Origin of the sequence: Bacillus infantis, from assembly GCF_020171945.1 — a bacterium.
Classification (GTDB): Bacteria; Bacillota; Bacilli; order Bacillales; family Cytobacillaceae; genus Bacillus_AB; species Bacillus_AB infantis_A.
On record NZ_JAIVAP010000009.1, the window covers coordinates 59,707 to 82,289 of the forward strand.

A 22,583-nucleotide genomic window follows, 5' to 3' on the forward strand; every position below is an offset into this window, starting at 1 on the left:
ATAAAGAAGGCTCTGCACAAGTGCAGAGCCTTTTCTTATTATCGCTATAATAAATAAAAGCCGATGCCCACAATAATATAGGCTGCGAGGAGCGTGGCCCCTTCAAACCAGTTCGTTTCACCATCATTGGAGATGACGACCATGAGCAGCACGGCTGTGACCATCGTGATCAGTTCAGGCAGTGTGAAGACGAGCGGCATCGATGTTGGGAAAAACAGTGACGCAATCACCAGCACCGGTGCGACGAACATCGCTACCTGCAGGGTCGAGCCGATGGCAATTTCAACGGCAATGTCCATCTTGTTCTTGAATGCCATGATGATGGCAGAAGCATGCTCGGCCGCATTACCGACAATCGCAACGATGACAACCCCGATGAAGAGCTCTGACCAGCCAAATGTCTCGCCGACCGCTTCAAAGGTGTGGACAAGATTTTCCGATACATACGCAACCGCTACAGTCGCAATGGCCAGTATCGCAATCGCCTTGCCTTTGCTCCATTCCGGTTCTTCTTCATGATGAGCTGCTGCCGCTTCTTTTTCAGCGGGCTGGTAGACACCGCGGTGTGTGACAAGCTTGAACAAGAGCGCTGCCAGATATAAAGCAATCAGAATGACAGAAATCCCGATGCTGAACGTCATCCGCTCTCCCTCTCCCATTGTCATGGAGAACACCTCAGGAATGACGAACGCCACGACTACGGCAAACATCAGCAAACCTGAATTATGCCTTGCATCATACACATTGAATTTCTGGCGCTTATATTTGACCCCGCCGATAAAAAAGCTGAGTCCGGCGACCAGCAGCAGATTCCCCAGCACTGACCCCGTGAGTGACGCCAGGACGACCTCGACAAGCCCTTCCCTCAGCGCAAAAATTGAGATGATCAGCTCGACCGCATTCCCGAAGGTAGCGTTCAGCAGTCCGCCGATCCTTGGCCCGGCTACGATTGCAAGGCTTTCCGTCGCCCTGCCCATATAGCTTGCTAGGGCGATGATGGTTAAGCAATAAATAATAAAAAGTGCAACACTCGGCCAGCCCAGAAGCGTCCCGATGACAGACAAGGGAACGCCTGCAAAGGTGAGCACCATAAAAATTTTATTGACCATTCTTCCGATTCCCACCTTTCTATTTTTTCACATCATATTCTTGAAGCCGCGTAAAAAAAACTCCTTATGTACAGCTTTTCCTGCCCCGGCATAAATATCCGGCGCGGCCCTTCAACATATATACCCGCTTTTTAAAATTGCATTCCTGATGATTTTTCGCTCGGATAATACAAGCGGAAAAATGACAGATTATAAAGGGAAGAAAATTGCGAGGAGTGAAAGAAATGGCAGACACAAAGCAGAAGGTGCTTGATATGTTCGAGAAATACAGCATCGGCACACTGGCATCCATCCGGAATGACAGGCCCTACAGCCGCTTTATGCTGTTTTTCCATGATGATCTGATTCTTTTTGCCGCGACAGACAAAGATGCCCATAAAGTAGAAGACATTGAGAAAAATCCGAATGTCCATATTCTGCTGGGGGTTGAACAGGGCGGATATGACGGGCCGTACTGTGAAATTGAAGCGAAAGCCTCCTTCGAGGATTCCAGCGAGCTGAAGGAGAAGTTCTGGAGCGAAAAGCTCAAAGACTGGCTCTCCGGCCCGGACGATCCGGACTACCTGCTCCTGAAAATGGAGCCTTCACTGATCCGCTATTTTGAAAAAGCGGGCGCGGAGCCTGAAGAGCTTTCTCTATAAAAATAACAGGGGCGCATCCACATACCGGATCCGCCCCTGTTTTTATTATGCTTCCACTAATGTGAATGTTTCTTCGATTTCTATGCTGTCTTTCACAGACTGGACCATGCTGCAGTTTTTGCGCGTCAGCTCCATCGCCTTTTGGATTTTCTCCTCTTTCAGACCTTTTCCAGTGATTGTGAAATGGACTGTGATTTTCGAAACCCGATTGGCTTCCTCTTCCACTCTTTCTGCTTCGGCACTGATTTTGATATCCTCCACATCAATCCTCTGCTTTTCCAGAATCTTGCGGAGCACGCCTCCGCTGCACACTGCCACTGAGGAAACAAGCAGCTGATATGGCCTGAAGCCGTACTCCTCATCACCGGCTACATCCAGTTTTCCATAGCTCGTTTCCGTGAAAAAGCCGACATCCTTCATTGTAAATTCCATCGTTTCCACTCCTCTTTTCTCTTGTATGCAGTGATTATACTACTTTTTCTGCCATAGCTATGAGCAATACGCTCTTTTTTCCTTGCAAAGCCGCCGGGGAGCCGTTACCATCAATTTGGAAAGAACTTTTAGAAATTGAGGCCAACAACATGAATAAAGAAAACATGCGTTTTTGGATTTTAATCAGCATTGTGGCAATCTCAGGATTCAGCCAGGGCATGCTGCTTCCCCTTATTGCAATTATATTTGAAAATGACGGGCTGTCTTCAAGCTTGAACGGCCTGAATGCGACCGGCCTTTATGTCGGCATCCTGCTCGTCTCCCCTTTTATGGAGCAGCCTCTCCGGAAATATGGCTACAAGCCGGTCATCATTCTTGGCGGACTGCTTGTCATCGTATCATTAATCTTATTTCCATTATGGAAGTCATTCTGGTTCTGGTTCGTGCTCAGGCTCCTGATCGGGATCGGCGACCATGCGCTGCATTTCGGAACACAGACATGGATTACCAGCTTCTCGCCTGAACATAAGCGCGGCCGGAATATTTCCCTGTACGGACTGTTCTTCGGGGTCGGCTTTGCAGTCGGCCCGCTGATGGCGCCGCTCGTCAATGTGCATGAAACCCTGCCGTTCATCCTGTCATCGGTCCTCTGCCTGCTGGCATGGGTATTCCTGTTCCTTTTAAAAAATGACTATCCGGAGCAGACAATCGAGGTCAATTCGATGAAAAATACATTGAAGCGATTCTCCGCTGCCTTCAAGTATGCGTGGGTCGCCTTCCTGCCGCCGCTCGGCTATGGATTCCTGGAATCGTCCCTGAACGGCAGCTTCCCGGTCTACGGCCTGCGCATCGGGCTTGAGGTGAAAAGCGTCTCGGTTCTCTTGACGGCCTTTGCAATCGGCGGCATTGTCTTCCAGCTTCCGCTTGGGATCTTGAGCGATAAATTGGGGAGGCAGCGGATATTGACCATCATCCTTCTGTCGGGCTCCATCTTCTTTTTCCTGGCGAGCTTCCTGGAAGGAGCTGTCTGGGCATTGACGGCTACGCTATTCCTTGCCGGCATGGCGGTCGGCTCCACTTTTTCACTCGGGATCAGCTATATGACCGACCTGATGCCAAAGGATCTGCTGCCGACCGGCAATCTGCTCTGCGGCATTGCCTTCAGCCTCGGAAGCCTGGCTGGCCCTTATCTGGGCGGCATCTTCATTCAATTTTTCAAGAATATCTCATTCTTCAATATTATCAGCATGATGCTGCTCGTGATTTTCCTGGCTGTCCTGACCAACCGCGGAGCGGGGCAGAGGGCCGAACAGCATTCGCTGAGCCAGTGAGGTTTGCCTTCCTGGCGGGCCGGGTAAAAAGAAATATAGCCCATTTTTATTTTTTCCCCCTAACCCCCTTTTTAAATAAAAATGACTATGATATGATAACGATACTAATCTAGAAACCTATGCGAAAATGCTGTCCCCAAAAGAGGTAAATTCCTCCGGCGGGGGCAGCTTTCGTCGTTTAATAGGGGTATTGATGTTGATTATTCTTCTCAATGAGAAACCGATAACCCAGGAGGGAATTCCAATGACGACAGAAGCCAAAGCACTAATAGAACTCAAGCAAGAACAGGAAAGCCTGCTTCAAAGAATACTTCCCCATGCCGAGCTGATCGCCGCCATCCTGAGCGGGATCCTCATCCTTGCCGGCTGGCTGCTTGCGCGGAATGATATGGGGGCCGCCTCCATCACCTCCTATCTGCTTGCCTTTGTGATCGGCGGCTTTGCCAAAGCCAAGGAAGGCATCGAGGAAACGATCGAAAACAAAGAATTGAATGTGGAAATGCTGATGATCTTCGCGGCCATCGGCTCGGCCATCATCGGCTACTGGACAGAAGGCGCCATCCTCATTTTCATTTTCGCCGTCAGCGGCGCCCTGGAAACGTACACGATGAACAAAAGCAATAAAGAAATTTCGTCCTTGATGGAGCTGCAGCCTGAGGAAGCCCTGCTTTTAACAGACGGCGGAGAAGAGCGTGTGCACGTATCCGAACTGAGCATCGGCGACCATATCCTTGTAAAGCCGGGAGAGCGTGTCCCTTCAGACGGTATGATCCTGAAGGGCACCACCACCCTGGATGAAGCCGCCATCACAGGAGAATCCATCCCTGTCAGCAAGGGCAATTCCGACGAGGTCTTCGCCGGAACAGTGAATCTGAACGGCTCCATTACAGTCGAGATCACAAAGCCTGCCAGCGACACCCTGTTCCAAAAGATCATCCAGCTTGTCCAGACCGCACAGAGCGAAAAGTCACCATCCCAGCTGTTTATCGAGAAATTTGAAGGCACTTATGTAAAAGTCGTCCTCGCTGCAGTAGCGGCGATGATGGTCCTGCCCCATTACCTGTTGGGCTGGAGCTGGACGGAAACCTTTTACCGTGCGATGATCCTGCTTGTTGTCGCCAGTCCGTGCGCCCTTGTCGCAAGCATCATGCCGGCCACATTATCGGCCATCTCAAACGGAGCCCGCCGCGGAATCCTCTTTAAAGGCGGTGTCCATCTGGAGAATCTCGGCCATCTGAAGGCCATTGCTTTTGATAAAACCGGCACCCTGACGAAGGGCCGGCCTGAGGTGACTGACTATCTGGCGTGCGAGGATATGGAAGAAGAAGAAATTCTTTTGGCGGCAGCATCGATTGAAAGCCACTCCAATCACCCGCTCGCAGGCGCCATCGTCAAATATGCGAAGACCGAGCTGAAGCATCCGCTTGTAAGCCCGGAAAGCATTGAAGATATCTCCGGTTTTGGCGTCAAGGCCATGCTCCAGGATGAAGAATGGAAGATCGGCAAAGCTGACTTTATCGGCCGTGAAGAAGCGGAAAGATTCGCTGACGGAGCAGCCTTGTCACTGGCCGGAGAAGGAAAGACGATTGTTTTTATTAAAAAAGGCTCCAAGATCGCCGGACTGCTGGCGCTGAAGGATGTTGTGCGCGAGGAAACGAAGGCAGCGATCAGCACCTTGAACGCTCAGGGCATCTACACGGTGATGCTGACAGGCGACAGCGAAAAGACCGCCCAGGCGATTGCTGCTGAAAGCACGGTGGATGAATATATCGCGGAGTGCCTGCCGGCCAATAAAGTCGAGCATCTGAAGGACCTGAAGAAGCGCTATGAGAATGTCGCCATGGTCGGTGACGGCATCAATGACGCCCCAGCGCTCGCCGCAGCCAATGTCGGCATCGCCATGGGCGAAGGGACAGACGTAGCGCTGGAAACAGCCGATGTTGTCCTGATGAAAAATGAGCTTCCGAAGATTGCCGAAGCCATCACTCTCTCACAGCGGATGAACACCATCATCAAGCAGAATGTCATTTTTTCCATCACCGTCATCATGCTTCTGATCGCTTCGAACTTCCTGCAGATCCTTGATTTGCCGTTCGGCGTCATCGGGCATGAAGGCAGTACGATCCTGGTTATCTTGAATAGCTTAAGGCTTTTGAAATCATAGCGAAAAACGCTCGGGGATGGTGCCCGGGCGTTTTTCTATTGCTCCAGCACTTTCCGGTCATCCGCGTCAGGCGGCTGCTCGATCCAGTTCTTCTCGATCATCAGCTTGCCGAAGCTTCCATACACCAGGAGATCATCGAAAATTGCTTTTTCGGCCAAAACCGCGATATCGGCCCTCATGCAGGCAACCGCAGCCGCGCCGTAATACGAAATCGCCGCTGCAAAGAAAAAGCCGGAATGAAACAGCATCAGCTTTTCCGAAAAAGGGGCAGTCGTTGAGTTCGTGATCTCCGACTCGAATGGCCTTGGCGAATGAAGCCCTTCTTTTAAAAGCAGAGAAGCAAAGCTTGAAATATGCTTGTTTTTATTATTGATGCACTTATCCAGGAACTTTTGCACCTCTGTATCCCGTGAAACCTGCTTGAACGCAATAAAGCTGCTTTTGGCGATATAGCTTTTCTGCAGATTGAAAAAAATATTGCCCGCCTCGATTGTATTGATTTTCCGCTTCTTTCCGAACACATCGGTGACATATTTAAAGTCCGGGACAAAAACCGGTTTTTCGGGCGTTGCGTAAAGCGGCGGCTTTTCGAGCAGATTTTTTGCGGACAGGAGCTCGATTGCCCGGTTGTAGAGATCGTGCGTATCCTGATTGCACCCGCTGTAAAATGTGCGTACGTCCTTCCGGATGGACACACTTGATGCCAGGCCATAAGCCTGCATCCCGTGCATCGTCATTGTATGCATATATAAGAGACAGTAGGCGTCTGTGAACAATGGCGGTGCATCCATATTCACATCCTCCTTCGAAAAACCCTTTGGTAGCGGAAACTTTTCCTTTTTGAAAAGCTCTGTGAGCGAATCGATATGCTGAAATGACAGATCCAGCGCATATTGAAGGAATTCATGGATTTCCTTATCCTTTACGTGCTTCATCATATATTTCGTAATGCAAACCGCCATCGTTTCGCGGATATAATGAGTCCATATATTTGATATTTCAGATGAAGACAGCCTTTCCTGCTGCATGTAGAACACCTCCGGGACTTAGTTTTGGCTAATTTAAGGGAGATTAACCGGGGATTGGGGTCTGGCGGGGGGATTTTGTGCGGTGTGAGGGTGTGGATATTTGGGTTATTAGCAAGTTTTGGGTTTTATTAGCAACTTTTCCGGTTTATTAGCAACTTTTTCCTTTTATTAGCAACTTTTCATTTTTATTAGCAACTTTCCCATTTTATTAGCAACTCCCGCTCGTCCGCCGCCTCGGGACCCTCCGGTTGTAAAATTATGTTAAATATGTAGAATCCCCGCAAGCTTTTGCAGAATCACCCCATTTCCAAGCAAAATCACTGAATTCCATGTAGAATCCCCCCCTATCCCCAGCAGCATCACTAATCCCCCCGCCAAACCCCAAAAAAGAACGCCCCACAACAGGGCGCCCTCCACTCTAATGATATCCATTCGATTTATTCGCAGAACCCGATGTTTTCTGCTTCGGGCTGTCTTTGCCTTTTTGCTTTGTTTTGCCTTTTCCCATGGTCTTCCCCTCCTGGTGATGGTGGTGTGTTCCCCTTTTATAGTGTGGACTTCACACCCTCTTTCTAAGAAGGCAATATCAGGTGCGGCTCCCTAGCAATCCCCATTTTTCCGCTTGCTGACATAGGCGTTGACCTCGCCGCCGAGGATGATGATGACGCCGGTCAGGTAGAACCAGACCATGAGGACGATGATGGCGCCGATGCTTCCGTAGGCAGCGGTGTAATTGGCAAAATTGCTGACATAATAGGAGAAGGCGAGTGATGCCAGGATCCACCCCGCTGTGGCAAAAATGGCGCCGGGCAGCGCGCTGATGCATTTCATTTTTATATTGGGGGCAATCCAGTACAGCACAAGAAAGACAATGAACAAAATGACGATACTGACAAGCCAGCGCAGGGCGTTCCAGGCTGAGAGGAATTGTGATGACAGATCAAAGGCGGAAAACAGGAAAACGCCGATCTGCTTCCCGAACACCGGCAGCAGAAGGGCCACAACAAATACAAAGATCATGGCGAACGTCAGCAGGATCGCCATCCCGCGCGCCACGATCAGCGGACGGCTTTCTTTCACCTCATAAGCAAGATTGAAGGCTTTGACAATTGCATGGATCCCATTGGAAGCCGACCAGATGGTCCCGATGATCCCGACGGACAGGAGTGCCCCGCTCCGGTCTGCGATCTGGTTGAGGTTCGATTCGATCAGCGCCATCGTATCGCCGGGCGCATAATCCCTGATGAAGCCAAGGATATCCACCTGGCTGACGGGCAGATAGGTGATGAGGGTGACGAGGAAAATGAGGAGCGGAAATAGTGAAAGCAGGAAAAAGTAGGCCAGCTGGGCTGCGAGGCCAAATATATCGTCTTCGTGGATTTTTTTCCATAAATACGGAATTCCTTTCCCCATTGCAGCCCCTCCCCTGCTCATTCTTCTTCTGTACTGATAGCTGATGTCTTCTTCAATGGCTCCTCATCGGCCAAAGGAGCTTTCTTTGCTTCTTTTGAAAAAGCGGAGCGTGTTTCCTGGACAATGTCCATCACCTGTGGAGTCACTTCCCTCAGCTCCTCAACCTTTTCCGTAATAAAAGCCACATCCTCTGTCACCTGTTCAATGGTCGTCCGGATGGAGCTTGCCGTCTGTTTGACCGATTCGGCCGCTTTTGAAGGATTTTTTATGTAATAGGCAGCACTTCCCGCAGTTTTGCGGCTTGTCTCCAGTACGGCCCGGCGTGTTTCCTTATCAAATAGTGACAATGCGCCGCCTGCAATCGCACCAAGCAGCATTCCCTGCAATAATTTGGTTTTCCCCATGCTTATCCCTCTTTCCATTTTTACTTTATAAATGATGATTTATTCTCATTTCTTTCAGGAGCCTTGCGCAGCTTTCCTTCAGGAGGCTGTATACTTCCTCGAAGTTGCCGGTATAATACGGATCCGGCACATCCTTATCCTTGCGGTCGCTGTAGTCAAGAAGCCTGACAACCTTTGCTGCGGGATTGCCTTTTTTAAGGCTCAGAATATCTGCCTGGTTTTGGCTGTCCATCGCCACGATCCACTGGAATTCATCCAGGTCGGCTGCTTTAATCTGCCGTGCGGCCAATCCTGCTGCATCCACCTTGTATTTCTCAAGGATTTTCCTCGTCCCTTCATGGGGCGGCTTGCCGACATGCCAGTCACCTGTCCCGGCAGAATCAGCCTCGATGGCTCCTTCAAGCCCTTCCTTTTTGACCTGGTCCCTGAACATGGCTTCTGCCATCGGCGAGCGGCAAATATTGCCGAGGCACACAAATAATACACGTATCAAAAGCACATTCCCCCTTAGCTACATTTTCTTCTATTTCACTGCTTTCATGCAACTATAAGCAGGAAGGTCATTCTATAATTTGATTGACATTCCGCTCTTATCATGGAAAGATGAAGAGTAAAGGACAGGCACTCCCTGTCGATATCGTGATGAGAGGATGACACCCCCATGAACTTATCGGAAAAATCAACTGAAAATGTCGAATATATGATTGAACAGATCAAAGAAAAGCTGAAGGTCCTGAATCTCGGCGCCATTAAACCGTCCCATTTTGACGAGGAAATGTACACAGAGCTGAAGGAAATCTACGAACTTGTCATGAAAAAAGATTCATTCAGCCCAAATGAAATGCAGGCGCTTGTAGAAGAGCTCGGCAACTTGAGGAAAATGTAATTTTAAGCAGGCCTATTGGGTCTGCTTTTGTTTTATAAAAAGTGGTGCCAGGCACTACTAAAGGAGGAATCACATGCTCATCCATAAAGACCAAAACACAGCGATTTTTCAGAGCAGCCTGTTTAAGACCAACTCTGCCGTCATTCAAACGGAGGATCTGGTCCTTGTCATCGATCCATGCTGGCTTCCCCATGAGATTGAAGAAATCCGCTCCTATGCCTACCGCACAGCCGGGAGCCGCCCGATTTTTGTGCTCTACACCCATTCTGACTATGACCATATTATCGGCCACGGCAGCTTTCCTGATGCGACCATCATCGCAAGCAAAGCCCTGAATGAAAAGGACGGGCAGGAAAGGGAAAAAATCATCGAGCAGATTCTTGCATGGGATGATTCATATTATATCGACCGGGACTATACACCTTCCTATCCCGCCGCTGACATCGTCATTTCACAGGACGGGCAGACACTGGCTGTCGGCGGGACCGAGCTTAAGTTTTTCCAGACGCCCGGCCACACTGACTGCGGGATTGCCTGCATCATCCCGTCCCTGGACCTGCTGATTGCCGGAGATTATTTATGTGATACAGAATTCCCTTATGTTTATTTTTCAAGCACAGATTATCTGCTCACTTTGGAAAAATTCGCGGACAGCCTCGCAGACCACAGCTTCAGTCTCATGATGACCGGGCACGGACTGCCGGCTTACAGCAATGAGGAGATTTCATCCCGCATCCAGTCCTCTGCCGGCTATCTTGCCAAACTGAAGGAATACGTGGCGGAAGGGAAAGCAGCAGAAAGCTATGTTCTGTTTGAAGACTACAAGTATCCCCGCATCATGAAGGACTTCCATGATGGCAATATCGAATTGATGAAGAAGGAATTTGGCAACTGACGCCCGGCACCTGCCGGGCTTTTTCTGTGGATAAACAATTTTTCGGCAAATCCCCTGTGGATAAGCGTGATTTTTCAGAAAGATATACACTTTTGTGGATAGTTTGACTGTTTTATGGGGATAAGCCTTTTAATGGCAACCAACATTCTGCTCGGCAGGCGACACCTTGTATATCGAAAGAGGCCCTGTGAACATTTCACAGGGCCTCGCTTTTTATAAAAAAAGACAGATCCGAAGACCTGCCTTCCGCTTATTCCTGATCTGTTAAAATCAATGTGCCTTCCTTCGTAACGGCAATGGTATGCTCATACTGTGCAGAGAATTTGCCGTCTGCTGTCCTCGCTGTCCAGCCGTTATTGTCCATTTTCGTGTCATACACGCCGACATTGACCATCGGCTCGATTGTGAAGACCATGCCTTCCTTGATGCGCGGCCCTTTACCGGCAAGGCCGAAATGCGGCACGTCCGGCTTTTCATGGATCACATTGCCGATCCCGTGGCCGATGAAATTGCGGACAACAGAGAAGCCTTCACCCTCGACATATGTCTGGATCGCATGGCCGATATCTCCGATCCGCTTGCCAGGCACTGCCTGCTCGATTCCCTTATAAAGTGCTTCCTTCGTAACCTCCAGCAGCTTCCGATGCTGCTCGGAAAGATTGCCGACCGCATACGTCCAGGCGGAATCCGCCAGCGCGCCGTTATATCTCACGACCATATCAATGGTGACGATATCGCCATCCTTCAATTCTTCCCTGCGCGGAAAGCCGTGGCAGATTTCATCATTGATGCTGGCACATGTCGCATATTTATAGCCTTTATAGCCCTTCTGCTCCGGAGTCGCGCCGTGCTCCTTGAGGAATCCCTCCACAAACTCATCGATTTCCCAGGTCGTCACGCCCGGCTTGATCCTTTTGGCAATCTCTTTATGGCATAGGGCAAGAATTTCGCCCGCTTTTTTCATCGCTTCTATCTCACGCGCTGATTTTAATACAATCATCACTTTACCTGCCTTCCCCGCTCATTTATGTAAGACCTGTATATTTTTCAGATAGCAAAAAAGTCCCTTTCTCTATCTTATCGCGACAAAGGAAGAATTTCAAAGGAATGGCGCCTGATGCCCACTATCACTATATGTATGGCAGGCTGGGTGTGCTACAAAACAGAAGTTTGCCATTCTCCCTGCATTTTGAATTATTCACCCTGAAATTTGATTTTTTCTCCCCGGATTGCGGTTTTTTCACCCCACTTTAAGAGGGATTCACCCCAAAAACAGCGATAATTTTTCCACTTTACAAAAATACCCAAAACCACGCACCACAAAAAAAGAGCGGGCCACGCTCAACCAAGCGCTCCCGCTCCCCTCACATTTATTTTGAAAGCAAATTCAATGATTCTTTAATGAACGCCGGGATGTCGTCCGGGTTGCGGCTTGTTACCAGCTGGTTCTGGCATACGACGACTTCCTGGTCCTTGAAGTTAACGCCTGCATTTTCCATGTCGACGCGGATGGATTTGAAGCCAGTTGCGTCTCTTCCATCTAGCGTTTTAGCTGTGATAAGAAGCTGCGGCCCGTGGCAGATCGCCAGTACCGGCTTCATGTCATCCATGAAGGATTTCGCAAACTGGACAAAACGGTCATCTGCACGAAGCTGGTCAGGAGAAAATCCGCCTGGCAGGAATAGCGCGTCAAAGTCGGAAGGATTTACATTATCGATACTTTTATCGATCTCAACCGTTGCATTTCCCTGCTTGCCTTTGACAGATTTGCCTGCTTCCTTCTCGATTGCCGTAATCTCATGTCCCGCTTCCTTGAAAGCTTTCGCAGGATCTGTATACTCTACGTCTTCAAACATTTCGGTAATTAAGCATGCGATTTTAGCCAATTCTGTCATCTCCTTTAAATTTGATCACATTAATGAGATTTCCCTTCCTGGGCAGTGATAAAACCTTGTTTTACAGTACAACTTCTTCTTCTCTTGGGACAAAGCGGTGAAAGACGTTTTTCTTGTTGCTTTTATAGATTTCTTTTTCAGCAAGGGTATTGATGATCCGCCTGTTCCTGTCGACTGACAAGCCGAGATGGGTGGCAGCGGCCCCGTGGGAATGCTCAATATTGGTCAGGGTGAAAATCCTGTTTTGGCGCTTCTTTTTAAAAAGGATCTCATAAGAGAGAGACACCTTGAATTCGCGCTCTCCCTCCCAGATGATTTCGTCAGCATAGCGGCTGAGCAGCCATTCCGGCAGATGCGGCCGATATCCTGTCGCCAGCACCACCTTGTCCGAGTCCAGCTTAAAGGGCGTTTCGGCCTGCTTTTGCTGGAGCTGCAGCTCGAAACCGGATGATGTGCGCTCCATCCCTTGAAGCTCGGCATGCGGCTGGATCCTCGCCTTGCTCGACTCACCGCCGATTGTCTGGTGATAAAGCTCTTTGTAGATAAGGTCCAGCAGCCCGGGCTCAATGCCATTGCGGAGGCCGTTCAATGTATCCAGTGACTGGATCCGTTCCTCATATGGCAGGCTGTGAAAATAGTTCACATATTCCGGTGAAAAAAACTCCTGTCCCAGTTTTGTGCTTTCCAGCTGCAGGAACCCGGCAGAGCGGGCCAGCCAATTAAGCTGAAAATCATGCGTCTTCTGGCATTGCAGAAGATCATAAAAGATTTCCGCGGCACTCTGCCCTGAACCGATCACACTGATGGATCCGCCTTCAACCAGCTTGTCCTTATGCTGCAGATAGCGGCTGGAGTGAATGCAATCTTCTCCCAGAAAATCCTTCATATTATCCGGCACCAATGGTTCATTCCCTGTACCGAGAATCAGATTATAGGCAAAATAGGTCTCTTCCACTCCTTTTTCGATATTGAACACCGTCACCTCGAAAAAGTGCTCTCCATTCTCCTCCCTGTCCCGCACATCCGCCACCTCCATGCCGAATCTGCAATTATCAAGGCGTGAAGCAGCCCATTGGCAATAATGATTATATTCCTTCCTTGGGATTTCCAGCCTGTGAAAATAGGAAAACTGGGTCAGCCGGTCATGCTCATGCAGATAATTCAAATACGTATATGGGCTTGTCGGATCAGCCAGGGTGACCAGATCATCCAGAAACGGCACCTGCATCTCAGAGCCTTCAATCAGCATCCCTGGATGCCAGGAAAATTCCGGCGTCTTGTCAAAAAAGAGCCCAGTAAGGCCGTGTGCCTTCTGCAGCATGACCGCCAGGCTTAAATTGTATGGACCGATGCCAATGCCAATCAGATTATATATGTGCATGCAAATTCTCCTTCTCAAGGATTTTTCACAACAAAAAAACTAACAGACTTTAATCTGTTAGTTTTTACCCAGCTTTCTCTTTTTTCAAGCCATGCCCTGCACATCCTGTCAGCCTGAAGGCGTGTCCATCCGCCTCGCAAAATCGACAAACCGGAACTTGTCCGGCCGGTGGCGGGACTCGGTATATTGGAATAGGGAGGCATCATCGAAATAGATATAATTTTTCACAACGACGACCGAATGGTATCCTTCCAGGTCCAGCATCCTCCGGTCTTCCTCTGTCGGCTCCTCGACAGTGAATTCCTTTTTCGCAAAGCTGATTTTCTGGTTGAGCGTATTCTCGATATACTCAAATATTGAATTCCGGCAGATCTCCTCTGTCAGTCCGGGAACAAGCTTTTCTACCAGGAAATCTTTATCAAGGATGATCCGCTCTCCCTCAATCTTACGCACACGGCGCACCTTCCATATCTTTTCATCTTCCTTAATATGAAGCTGCCTCATCAAATCATTATCCGGGTATGTTAGCGCAAACTCCGCCACATCGGTTTCCGCCTTCTGCCCCATCTTTCCTGCCAGCTCCTTAAAGCTGACCAGGCCTGATATCGGGAACTGCAGCTTCTTCAGATCCAGCACAATCGAACCCTTGCCCCGGATTTTCTGGATGAACCCGTTCTGCGCCAGCAGATTCAGCGCCTTCCGGATCGTTTCCCTCGAAGTCTCAAACATTTCCGTCAGCTCATTTTCAGACGGCAGAATGCTTTTTGCAGGATAATATCCATCCTGGATCTTTGATGCCAAATCTTCGTATATTAACAGATATTTATTCTTCATTTTTAATCACCTACGGATATTTTAACGTGTTAGAAGTGGGTTGTGAATGCCCAATCATGTTATCAGTTATATTTTACCAAAATAATTACCAGGATTTCCACATTAGGGATATGTTACTATATTAGTGGCAAATTTTATGAAAATAAAAGACGCAAAGCTGCGGGCCTAAGGCTCATGCTATGGCAGCCGGGCTGCTTGCTATTTTTTAGCATGACACTTTGCCAGATTATTAGAAAGGTGAAGAAATCATTGAAAAAAATAGATGACTCGAAACAGAAAGAGCCAGGAGTCCCGCTGGCTGAGAATCACTCTATCTATGAAAGCTTATTCCTGAATACATCAGACCTCGCTTACATACTGGATAAAGAGGGACAAATCCTTAAGGTGAACGAAGCAACTGTCAGGGCAACAGGCTTTTCAGCGGAAGAAATCCAGGAAAGGGGATTCTTTCCCTTTGTCTTCAGCGAGGATCTCCCAAAGGCTGCGAAGAGCTTTCAGGCTGTATTGAAAGGCTCTACACAGACACATATCTTCCGGATCAACCGCAGGGACGGGGGACTGATCCTGTTAAACAGTGTCACCATCCCGATTATTCACCAAAACGAAACAGTCGGGATCATCGGCATTTCCAAGGATATCACAGCCGAGGAAAACTTAAAGCAAAAGCTCTCGTTGAGTGAACAGATGTACAGATCCCTTTTTGACAACCATCCTGATGCTGTCTATTCACTTGATTTAAATGGGGATGTGATTACTTTTAACGAGTCATTGGCCCGTTTGTTCAATTATGACCCTGATATGCATGGAATATCTTTCAGGCAATTCGTCGCCCCGGAATCTATGAGCCTTGTATTGCGCAAGTTCAAGATTGCCCTGAAAGGAAAACCGCAAAACTATAATATGACAGGCATCACCAGATCCGGGGAAAAGTTTGACGTGAATATCACAAATATTCCTATCATTACAGATAATCAGATTACCGGTATATTCGGGATTGCCAAGGACATCACAGAACTGGCTGAGAAGGAGCGCAAGCTGAAGAAGGCAGAGGAAAGGCTGAATCTCGCCCAGAAGACGGCTGACTTTGGCTATTGGGACTATTATTTCAAGGAAGACTCCGCCTACTGGTCTGAGCATATGTATGAAATGTTTGGCGTATTAAAAGAAGATTTCAACTCTTCCTTTGAATACTATAAAACGTTCATCCACCCTGAGGATCTGCCTTTATTCCTAAATCGTTACCGCACTTCCCTGGCAGAAAAAGACCCCGCAAATCTGGAGTACCGGATTATCCGGAAAGACGGCGTTATTCGCCGGCTGCACCACCAGTCCACCTTAATACTGGATGAAGATGGCAACCCAGAACGGGCAGTCGGCATTTCACGGGACGTTACGGAACAGCGGGAAATAGAGGAAAGACTTGCTGAGAACACCGAGCAATTCAAGAGCTTCTATAATAATTCAGATGTGGGTGTCTGGTCGCTCGACCCTGCCGGCAAAAAGGTCCTGATCTGCTCTGATGCGATCCTTGCCATCTATGGGTATACAAAAAAAGAACTGTATAGAGACCCCCGTATTTGGAATAGATCCATTCATCCGGATGATGTCCGGGAAGTGATGAACAATCAGAATAAAGTATCAGAAGGAAATATCATCAGGCAGCAATACAGAATTATCACGAAAGACGGAGGCCTTAAATGGATCAGTGACCATCTCATCCCCATCTTTGATGATAAAGGGAAGCTTATACGCCTGGACGGCATCGTAGCCGACATCACAGCCCAAAAGCAGGCTGAGGCACAGATGGAATTCCTCGCCTATCATGACTATATGACAGGCCTGCCGAACAGGCGCCTGTTCGACCAGACTCTGAATGGCCTGTTTGAGGACAAAGATCCTAAAAAGTTCGCGATTATGTATTTGGATCTTGACCGCTTTAAACATATCAATGACACCCTGGGCCATCCGATCGGCGATCAGCTGCTGAAAGAGGCGGCCGGGCGGATCAAGGCCTCTATACCGGAGGATCATCTTGCTTTCCGGATGGGCGGGGACGAATTTGCCATTATCGCCCCGGACACTGCAAGCATAGAGGATGGAAGCAGGCTGGCAGCAGACATTACCCTCGGCATCCAGAAGCCCTATCATATTGAAGGCTATGAATTATTCATTACTGCAAGCATCGGGATCAGCCTGTATCCCAACAATGGCAGCACCCCGGAGGAATTGGCGCGCAATGCAGATGCCGCCCTGTACCATGCCAAGCAGATGGGAAAAAACAGCCATCAGGTCTATAACTCATCGATGAATATTGAATCATTCAAAAAGTATTGCCTGGAAAGGGATATGCGGAATGCACTGAAAGAGGATCAATTTTACGTGGAATTCCAGCCTAAGATCCAGCCAAAGACCAATAAGCTGGCAGGCGCTGAAGCCCTTCTGCGCTGGAATCACCCTGACTGGGGCATCGTTTCCCCGATGGAATTCATCCCTGTTGCTGAAGAGTCCGGGCTGATCGTTGAAATTGGCGACTGGGTGATTGAAAACGTAATATCCAGGATGGAGGAATGGCGTTTAAGCGGCCTCTCTCTCGTACCCATTTCCATCAATGTCTCAGGGCAGCGCTTTTATAAAAATAACCTCGCAGAAATGATCAGGGCGCTTTGCCAAAAGCATGGGATCCCGCCCGAGCTGCTGGAGCTGGAGCTGACTGAATCCAGCCTGATCCAATATTCGGACCAGGTTCTGCGGGAGCTTGAAATGCTTGGCCAATTAAAAATAAAACTGTCGCTGGATGACTTTGGCACAGGATTCTCATCTCTCACGCACCTTAGAAATTTCAAGTTCAATACGCTGAAAATAGACAAATCTTTTACCAAAAATATCATCTCAAATCTGGAGGACGCCACCATCACCTCAAGCCTGATCGACATGGCCCATGGCCTGAATATGAAGGTCGTCGCTGAAGGAGTCGAGGAGTTCGAGCAGCTGGATTTTCTCAAAAAAAAAGGCTGCGATGAAATCCAGGGCTTCCTCTTTTCCCGGCCTGTATCTGACAGTGTGTTCAGAAGCTTTCTAAAAGAAGGATATATTCAGCCGGATGCTGGTAAAGGCTTGGACAAGCTGAAAAAACAGAGGAAATATTTCCGGATCGACCTTCCCCTTCCTCTCAGTGCTGACCTGACCATCCTCAAGCTGAAGGATAAACAGGTGGAGATGGGCAAAACTGAAGTGCTGATCGAAAATATCGGACCTGGCGGCGCCAGATTGTATACCAGCATCAAGCTGCCGATCAGACAGGATATCCTCTTCCAGATTCAAACAAAGATTCTTGGAGAAACACTCAGCCTAGACGGGCATATTGTCTGGAAAGAAGAAAAATCGGACCTGGTGACACAATACGGGCTGGAGTTCAGCATAGATGACAAGCGCCGGGAAGAGCTCACCAAGCTTCTGAACGAAATACAGGGTGAAGCAGGGAAAAGTGCCAGGCTCCCTGATTCACGGCAGGTAGAGGTTGAGTGCCCTGTTGATTATTTCTGATGTTGTGCCGTATTGCCACGTAAAAAAGACGGAGCCACTGCCCCGTCTTTTTTCTATGCCCGTCCCAGCTCAACGAAATACCATCCGCCTTCTGTGATGATCGGCTTGAAGGTCTTAATTTCCATCCCGAGCTTTCCGGCTATTTTCATCATATCCTCTTCAGTCGGTGTGGCATACAGATTTTCGAATGCCGAGAAAAAGCTGTTGAAGACGCTTGAAAACTCCTCGCCCTTCTTGGAATGAAGGATCGGAGTGATGACAGTGATCGTCCCCTTTTCCGACAGCCAGCCGCTGATCCGTTCAAACAGCCCTTCCCGCTCCTCCGGCTCAATATAATGAAGAAGATTGTTTATCATAATCAGGTCTGCCTTTTTCTCCGGCTCATAATCCTGCATATCTGCGTGGACGATGCTGATATTCGGATTGTCAGCGCAATTGCCTGATGCAGATTCTGCAACATCTTCATTGATTTCAATGCCGGTCATGGTAATTTCCGGATGCTTCTGGCTGATCCGTTTAAGGTACCCTCCTTCGCCGCATCCTACATCCAGAATCGATTTTATTTCATTATTTTTGATTACCTTGGACATCTTAGGCAATGCCAGCTGCTCCAAAAGGGAGGAGGTCCGCGCTACGGTCGGGCCGTGCTCGTCATTGTCAAATGTGTTCCGCTCATTTTTCCGCATCATGTCCGGATACGTCAGCAGTGTCGGGATATGCAGCTCCATCATTTCCTTCAGGATGACACCGGTCGAGCGTGGATTTTTTGGCGAAGACGGGAGGCTGAACTTCGAAGCAGTCTTGATTTTTCCATCGCGCTTCTTTTTCAGATGCTTGACCGCCAGTCCCACCTCCACCCATCTGGTGAGGAGCTCCTCCTGATAATCATGCGCCGCCGCCACCTCGCGGACCGTCTTCGGATCCTTGAACTGGGAGAACAAATCCAATTCAAACCCCACATAAGCATGCCAGCTGTACAGGAAAGGCTGGTTTTTCTTCATCCAGTTCCTTGCTTTTAATAGTCTTATATATTCTGAGATCATAGCACGCCTCCTGCCAATTTCGTTTTCCAAGGATAGTCATCCTTTTCTTTGTAAAAATAACTTTCCTTCTCTGCTGGCGAGAGCTTCTTCTCGCGGGCAGGCAGCATCCCGATCTGAATGGCGCGGTCCAGCAGGCTTTCCTGCCAGAATCCGAGTCCTGAAATATTCAGCATCTGTTTGAACTGCAGCTTCTTGTCCCTCTCAATCTGCTTCAGCCCCTTCTGCCTGATCCCTGTCACAAGCTGATAGGGATAGGAATAGGCAAGTGCTGATAAATGGCTGAACTTGATCATTTTTTCCGCACGGTGCTTGCGGACTTTTTCATAGCAGCTCAGCCATTTCGGGCTGAGATTGCCTGTCTCATACATGGTCACGAACAGCTCGCCGAGCACGTCTGCATCCTGGATCGCCATATTCATGCCTTCTCCGGCCATCGGATGGACAGTATGCGCCGCATCGCCCAGGATGACATGATTCCCGTCCACATATTTGTCAGCATAAAAAGCCGTTGGAATCATCAGCTGAATATCCTTCCAGCTCTGCAGCTTCGTCACATAGCCGTCAAGCTCAGGATAAAGCTCGATGTATTTTTGGTGAAAATGCTCGATGCCCTTCTCCTGGAACTCCTTGTAGGTACCCTCCGGTATGAGATACACCGAACGGACCTTATTATCCGGAAGCGGGAACAATCCGAGGAACTTATCCTTCGCTGTAATGATCTGCCCCTCTGTCAGACTGTCCGGCCGCGGGAACGTCACCGTCAGGAAATGATGATTATAATCAATCTTCTTCGTCTCGCTCTCAATCTTCTTTCTCGTCAGCGAATTGCGTCCCTCCGCCCCGACATAGAAATCCGCCTTCAGCGAAAACTGCTCCTTCCGCTTCCGGACCTCCACAATCAGCCGGTCTTCGCAATACCCTTTGCCAAGCCCGCCTTTTATATATTCGAAATTAGAATAGCTCATCGCGTGCTTCAGGAGGATGCCCTTCAGCGTCTCATGCTCGATCATCAGCGCATAATCAAACTCGCCGGGAAGCACCTGGTAATCCATCGCCAGCTCTTCTTCCTCTTCATCAATCTCGGAAAAATTGATCCTCGAAAACTTATGGCCGTTATACTCAATCTCACTCAGGATTTCCAGCTGCTCAAAAATCTGCAGACTCTTCGGCTGCAGCAGCTCTCCCTTATACACCGGCGACGGACCATCAAGCTTTTCAATCACCGTCACATGCACATCCGCCTGCGCCAGCTTAAGCCCCAGCGTCAGCCCGCCGATTCCGCCGCCCAATATCGCCACCTCTGTCTTAAGAACCATCCAGTCCACCACCTTTTTCTCATCTTATAGCCTGGAATTGGGATTTTGAAACCAGGGGGTGTGCTGGGGGAGGTGCGGCGGGAGGGTATGGAGTGGTACGGAGATTGTGAGTGGTGGTGTGCTTGGCACGGGATAGCAGGTGGTTTAAGGGGGGTGCCCGGTACCTGGAAAGCGGGGATTCAGCATTGGCGCGATTTTCCGCGGGATGGTGCCTGGCACCGGATGCGGTGGAGCGGCCTGGCGGCGGAGTTGCTAATAAAACCTGAAAGTTGCTAATATAATTGAAAAGTTGCTAATATATGGCGAAAGTTGCTAATATACTGGAAAACTTGCTAATAAAATGAAAAACTTGCTAATATCCGCCCGGCAGCAGCTCCCTTCCAGCCAGCCGCCCCCTCAACCTAGCCACCCCCGCCGACCCAAGTCGCAAATATAATCGAAAACTCGCAAATAAACCCAGTAAACTCGCAAATATATCAAAAATCCCGCAAATATCCGCTCAAACTCGCAAATAACCATCCTCCGAACCCCAGCCAACCACCGCAAAAGCACAAAAAAAGCGCCAAATCCCCAGATTCAGCGCCCCATTCCACTCAAACCTCCACTTCCGCCGCTTCACCGGCATGCATCAGCACATCAAAATGCTTCACCGGCAGCATTTCTTCATCCAAAACCTCAGTCAGCCCCCACGCATCATTCAAAAACACCCGCGCCACAATCTCTTTCCGCTCGCCGCCCAAGGCTGCATCCTTCAAAGCGACCACACTTTCATAGATTTTCCCCATCAGCACAGCTGCCCGCTTGCAATGATACGTCTGCATATCGCGGTCTCCGCGTCCAACAGCTGCAAGCAGTTCCTTCAACCTCAAAAGACCTGCATAAACCGGCGCCGCAAACCCTTGAAGCGCCCCATCCAGCCCTTCAAGCTCCGCCTCCATCTTCCCGACAAACAGCTCATCCACCCGAAACTTCTCTATTAATCTCAAAACCTCAAGTCCAAGAATATTAGCCGTTCCTTCCCAAACGGTCAGCACCTGCGCATCCCGCAATAGCCGCGGCGTGACAAAGTCTTCAATATATCCGTTCCCGCCATGCATCTCAATCGATTCATGGGAAAAATGGATCGCCTGCTCAGCTGTTTCTTTCTTCAGCAGGGCAATCAGCAGCCGGTTCATCGCTTCCTCTTCGCGGGAAGTCTCACCGGCAGCCACCCGGTCATACAGGGCAATCAGACTGAACACGGCACTCGTCTCAACCTCCTGTTTACAAGCCAGCTTGGCAAGTGTCTCTTTTACCATCGGAAAATCAGCGAGGCGGCTGCCAAAGGCGTTCCGCATAAAGGCATATTTTTTCGCCTCCAAAAAAGCCCGCTGCATGATGCCGATGCTTGCGACACTATTGCAGATCCGCGATAAATTCAGCGCTTCCATCATATAGTGGATCCCTTTATCCGCATCGCCTACCAGATGGGCCTCTGCCCCGTAGAACACCACTTCCCCTGACGGCACAGCGCGGACGCCAAGCTTATCCTTCAGCCGCCTGATCTCAAGCCCGTTCAGCTCACCGGTCTCCTTCCGCCATGGAACAAGGAACAAACTCAAGCCTTTCGATCCCGAAGCTGCCCCCTCTCTCCTGGCCAAAACCATCGCCACACCGCAGGCACCCGCATTAGAGGCAAAATATTTTTCCCCATAAATCCGGTACTCCCCGTCCTCCAGCACAGCCTTCACTTCATTGGCGCCCACATCAGAACCGCCCTGCCGCTCCGTCAGGAAGGTCGCTCCTTCAAAAAGCTCGGTCTCGCCAGTGCTAATCACATGAGGCAGATACTTCTCCTTCAGCTCTTCATCCGCATAATGGTCGATCAGATAAGCGGTCGCCATCGTCAAAGTGACCGGACAGTAAAAGCCAGGCTCCGTTTGTGACAGCAGATACCCCTGCGCATACGAATACACATAATTCCCCTTGCGCCCAAGCTCAGGAATTTCCTTATGAACATAGCCGACAATGCCGGCATTATAAGTCTGCTCCACCGTTTTCTTATAGCCCTCATTCAGCCACACATGGGAAATATCATTGCCCATTTTGTCATACTTGATCAGCCACGGCTGGCCTTCCCTGTCGGTATGTGCCGCACGCTCGTCAATCTCCCCGGCACATAATCCCCCGAACGTTTCAAGCTCCTTTTCAGCCCATGCAAAAAATTCCTCATCCATATACTGCTTCAGCACAAATGCCAGATTCGGGTCTTCCTGATAAAAGTTCATT

The 22,583-nt window shown here is 49.2% G+C and carries 19 protein-coding genes and 1 riboswitch; of the genes, 6 read left to right on the plus strand and 13 right to left on the minus strand.

Translation table 11 applies throughout. The features are described 5' to 3' along the window. Window positions 1–44: 44 nt before the first annotated feature. Window positions 45–1,109 carry a calcium/proton exchanger gene (gene cax / locus LCM00_RS13770; protein WP_224902950.1) on the minus strand — a complete coding sequence of 355 codons (1,065 nt, stop codon included), beginning with the start codon at window positions 1,107–1,109 and terminating at the stop codon, window positions 45–47. A gap of 224 nt (window positions 1,110–1,333) precedes the next feature. Here cax and LCM00_RS13775 point away from each other — a divergent pair, with 224 nt between their 5' ends. Continuing rightward, window positions 1,334–1,750: a pyridoxamine 5'-phosphate oxidase family protein gene (locus LCM00_RS13775; protein ID WP_224902953.1), complete on the plus strand. Its 417-nt coding sequence runs from the start codon at window positions 1,334–1,336 to the stop codon at window positions 1,748–1,750. A gap of 45 nt (window positions 1,751–1,795) precedes the next feature. On the opposite strand, the gene LCM00_RS13780 is transcribed toward LCM00_RS13775, so the two are convergent. Further along, window positions 1,796–2,182 carry an OsmC family protein gene (locus tag LCM00_RS13780; RefSeq protein ID WP_224902956.1) on the minus strand — a complete coding sequence of 129 codons (387 nt, stop codon included), beginning with the start codon at window positions 2,180–2,182 and terminating at the stop codon, window positions 1,796–1,798. 149 nt (window positions 2,183–2,331) lie between these two features. Here LCM00_RS13780 and LCM00_RS13785 point away from each other — a divergent pair, with 149 nt between their 5' ends. Next, entirely contained in the window at window positions 2,332–3,513 is a 1,182-nt protein-coding gene (locus LCM00_RS13785; protein WP_224902958.1) for an MFS transporter, read from the plus strand. Window positions 3,514–3,757: 244 nt separating this feature from the next. After that, complete coding sequence (locus LCM00_RS13790) at window positions 3,758–5,677, plus strand: heavy metal translocating P-type ATPase (RefSeq protein ID WP_224902960.1); 1,920 nt, start codon at window positions 3,758–3,760, stop codon at window positions 5,675–5,677. Between the two features lie 35 nt (window positions 5,678–5,712). On the opposite strand, the gene LCM00_RS13795 is transcribed toward LCM00_RS13790, so the two are convergent. The 4 genes from LCM00_RS13795 to LCM00_RS13810 form a co-directional block, all read right to left on the minus strand. Next, the gene (locus LCM00_RS13795; RefSeq protein WP_224902963.1) at window positions 5,713–6,705 is read right to left on the minus strand and encodes a DUF3231 family protein; all 993 of its coding nucleotides are present in this window, start codon (window positions 6,703–6,705) and stop codon (window positions 5,713–5,715) included. Window positions 6,706–7,305: 600 nt separating this feature from the next. Next, window positions 7,306–8,118: a YihY/virulence factor BrkB family protein gene (locus LCM00_RS13800; RefSeq protein WP_404802164.1), complete on the minus strand. Its 813-nt coding sequence runs from the start codon at window positions 8,116–8,118 to the stop codon at window positions 7,306–7,308. A 17-nt stretch (window positions 8,119–8,135) separates the two neighbouring features. Next, complete coding sequence (locus tag LCM00_RS13805; protein ID WP_224902969.1) at window positions 8,136–8,522, minus strand: YtxH domain-containing protein; 387 nt, start codon at window positions 8,520–8,522, stop codon at window positions 8,136–8,138. 25 nt (window positions 8,523–8,547) lie between these two features. Then, window positions 8,548–9,015 carry a low molecular weight protein-tyrosine-phosphatase gene (locus tag LCM00_RS13810; protein WP_224902972.1) on the minus strand — a complete coding sequence of 156 codons (468 nt, stop codon included), beginning with the start codon at window positions 9,013–9,015 and terminating at the stop codon, window positions 8,548–8,550. Window positions 9,016–9,183: 168 nt separating this feature from the next. On the opposite strand from LCM00_RS13810, the gene LCM00_RS13815 reads away from it, so the two are divergent. Both LCM00_RS13815 and LCM00_RS13820 read left to right on the plus strand, forming a co-directional pair. Beyond that, window positions 9,184–9,408, plus strand: coding sequence for a DUF1128 domain-containing protein (locus LCM00_RS13815; protein ID WP_224902975.1), 225 nt, complete (start codon window positions 9,184–9,186; stop codon window positions 9,406–9,408). A 73-nt stretch (window positions 9,409–9,481) separates the two neighbouring features. After that, window positions 9,482–10,303 carry an MBL fold metallo-hydrolase gene (locus LCM00_RS13820; protein WP_224902978.1) on the plus strand — a complete coding sequence of 274 codons (822 nt, stop codon included), beginning with the start codon at window positions 9,482–9,484 and terminating at the stop codon, window positions 10,301–10,303. A gap of 250 nt (window positions 10,304–10,553) precedes the next feature. Here the strand turns inward: LCM00_RS13820 and map are convergent, their stop codons facing one another. The 4 genes from map to treR all read right to left on the minus strand — a co-directional run bounded on the left by map (window position 10,554) and on the right by treR (window position 14,413). Further along, window positions 10,554–11,303 carry a type I methionyl aminopeptidase gene (gene map / locus LCM00_RS13825; protein ID WP_224902981.1) on the minus strand — a complete coding sequence of 250 codons (750 nt, stop codon included), beginning with the start codon at window positions 11,301–11,303 and terminating at the stop codon, window positions 10,554–10,556. A 370-nt stretch (window positions 11,304–11,673) separates the two neighbouring features. After that, window positions 11,674–12,198 carry a type 1 glutamine amidotransferase domain-containing protein gene (locus tag LCM00_RS13830; RefSeq protein ID WP_224902984.1) on the minus strand — a complete coding sequence of 175 codons (525 nt, stop codon included), beginning with the start codon at window positions 12,196–12,198 and terminating at the stop codon, window positions 11,674–11,676. Window positions 12,199–12,259: 61 nt separating this feature from the next. Beyond that, window positions 12,260–13,579 carry a lysine N(6)-hydroxylase/L-ornithine N(5)-oxygenase family protein gene (locus LCM00_RS13835; protein ID WP_224902987.1) on the minus strand — a complete coding sequence of 440 codons (1,320 nt, stop codon included), beginning with the start codon at window positions 13,577–13,579 and terminating at the stop codon, window positions 12,260–12,262. A gap of 108 nt (window positions 13,580–13,687) precedes the next feature. Beyond that, window positions 13,688–14,413 (minus strand): trehalose operon repressor, encoded by a 726-nt coding sequence (treR, locus tag LCM00_RS13840; RefSeq protein WP_224902990.1) that lies wholly within the window; start codon window positions 14,411–14,413, stop codon window positions 13,688–13,690. A gap of 116 nt (window positions 14,414–14,529) precedes the next feature. Further along, window positions 14,530–14,612, plus strand: a riboswitch (cyclic di-GMP riboswitch). Between the two features lie 50 nt (window positions 14,613–14,662). Between treR and LCM00_RS13845 the strand changes: the two genes are divergently transcribed. Continuing rightward, the gene (locus tag LCM00_RS13845; protein ID WP_224902993.1) at window positions 14,663–17,956 is read left to right on the plus strand and encodes an EAL domain-containing protein; all 3,294 of its coding nucleotides are present in this window, start codon (window positions 14,663–14,665) and stop codon (window positions 17,954–17,956) included. Between the two features lie 53 nt (window positions 17,957–18,009). Here the strand turns inward: LCM00_RS13845 and LCM00_RS13850 are convergent, their stop codons facing one another. The 3 genes from LCM00_RS13850 to LCM00_RS13860 form a co-directional block, all read right to left on the minus strand. Continuing rightward, window positions 18,010–18,999, minus strand: coding sequence for a class I SAM-dependent methyltransferase (locus tag LCM00_RS13850; RefSeq protein WP_224902997.1), 990 nt, complete (start codon window positions 18,997–18,999; stop codon window positions 18,010–18,012). After that, entirely contained in the window at window positions 18,996–20,315 is a 1,320-nt protein-coding gene (locus LCM00_RS13855; RefSeq protein WP_224903000.1) for an FAD-dependent oxidoreductase, read from the minus strand. Before LCM00_RS13855 ends, LCM00_RS13850 begins: the two co-directional genes overlap by 4 nt. Before the next feature lie 593 nt (window positions 20,316–20,908). Next, on the minus strand, window positions 20,909–22,582 hold the full coding sequence (locus LCM00_RS13860; protein WP_224903003.1) for an acyl-CoA dehydrogenase family protein: 1,674 nt from the start codon (window positions 22,580–22,582) through the stop codon (window positions 20,909–20,911). Window position 22,583: the final 1 nt, after the last annotated feature.

Coding starts and splice junctions, on each gene's coding strand:
- cax (WP_224902950.1), bottom strand. CDS start 1,109: ATGGTCAATAAAATTTTTATGGTGCTCACCTTTGCAGGCGTTCCCTTG.
- LCM00_RS13775 (WP_224902953.1), top strand. CDS start 1,334: ATGGCAGACACAAAGCAGAAGGTGCTTGATATGTTCGAGAAATACAGC.
- LCM00_RS13780 (WP_224902956.1), bottom strand. CDS start 2,182: ATGGAATTTACAATGAAGGATGTCGGCTTTTTCACGGAAACGAGCTAT.
- LCM00_RS13785 (WP_224902958.1), top strand. CDS start 2,332: ATGAATAAAGAAAACATGCGTTTTTGGATTTTAATCAGCATTGTGGCA.
- LCM00_RS13790 (WP_224902960.1), top strand. CDS start 3,758: ATGACGACAGAAGCCAAAGCACTAATAGAACTCAAGCAAGAACAGGAA.
- LCM00_RS13795 (WP_224902963.1), bottom strand. CDS start 6,705: ATGCAGCAGGAAAGGCTGTCTTCATCTGAAATATCAAATATATGGACT.
- LCM00_RS13800 (WP_404802164.1), bottom strand. CDS start 8,118: ATGGGGAAAGGAATTCCGTATTTATGGAAAAAAATCCACGAAGACGAT.
- LCM00_RS13805 (WP_224902969.1), bottom strand. CDS start 8,522: ATGGGGAAAACCAAATTATTGCAGGGAATGCTGCTTGGTGCGATTGCA.
- LCM00_RS13815 (WP_224902975.1), top strand. CDS start 9,184: ATGAACTTATCGGAAAAATCAACTGAAAATGTCGAATATATGATTGAA.
- LCM00_RS13820 (WP_224902978.1), top strand. CDS start 9,482: ATGCTCATCCATAAAGACCAAAACACAGCGATTTTTCAGAGCAGCCTG.
- map (WP_224902981.1), bottom strand. CDS start 11,303: ATGATTGTATTAAAATCAGCGCGTGAGATAGAAGCGATGAAAAAAGCG.
- LCM00_RS13830 (WP_224902984.1), bottom strand. CDS start 12,198: ATGACAGAATTGGCTAAAATCGCATGCTTAATTACCGAAATGTTTGAA.
- LCM00_RS13835 (WP_224902987.1), bottom strand. CDS start 13,579: ATGCACATATATAATCTGATTGGCATTGGCATCGGTCCATACAATTTA.
- treR (WP_224902990.1), bottom strand. CDS start 14,413: ATGAAGAATAAATATCTGTTAATATACGAAGATTTGGCATCAAAGATC.
- LCM00_RS13850 (WP_224902997.1), bottom strand. CDS start 18,999: ATGATCTCAGAATATATAAGACTATTAAAAGCAAGGAACTGGATGAAG.
- LCM00_RS13855 (WP_224903000.1), bottom strand. CDS start 20,315: ATGGTTCTTAAGACAGAGGTGGCGATATTGGGCGGCGGAATCGGCGGG.
- LCM00_RS13860 (WP_224903003.1), bottom strand. CDS start 22,582: ATGAACTTTTATCAGGAAGACCCGAATCTGGCATTTGTGCTGAAGCAG.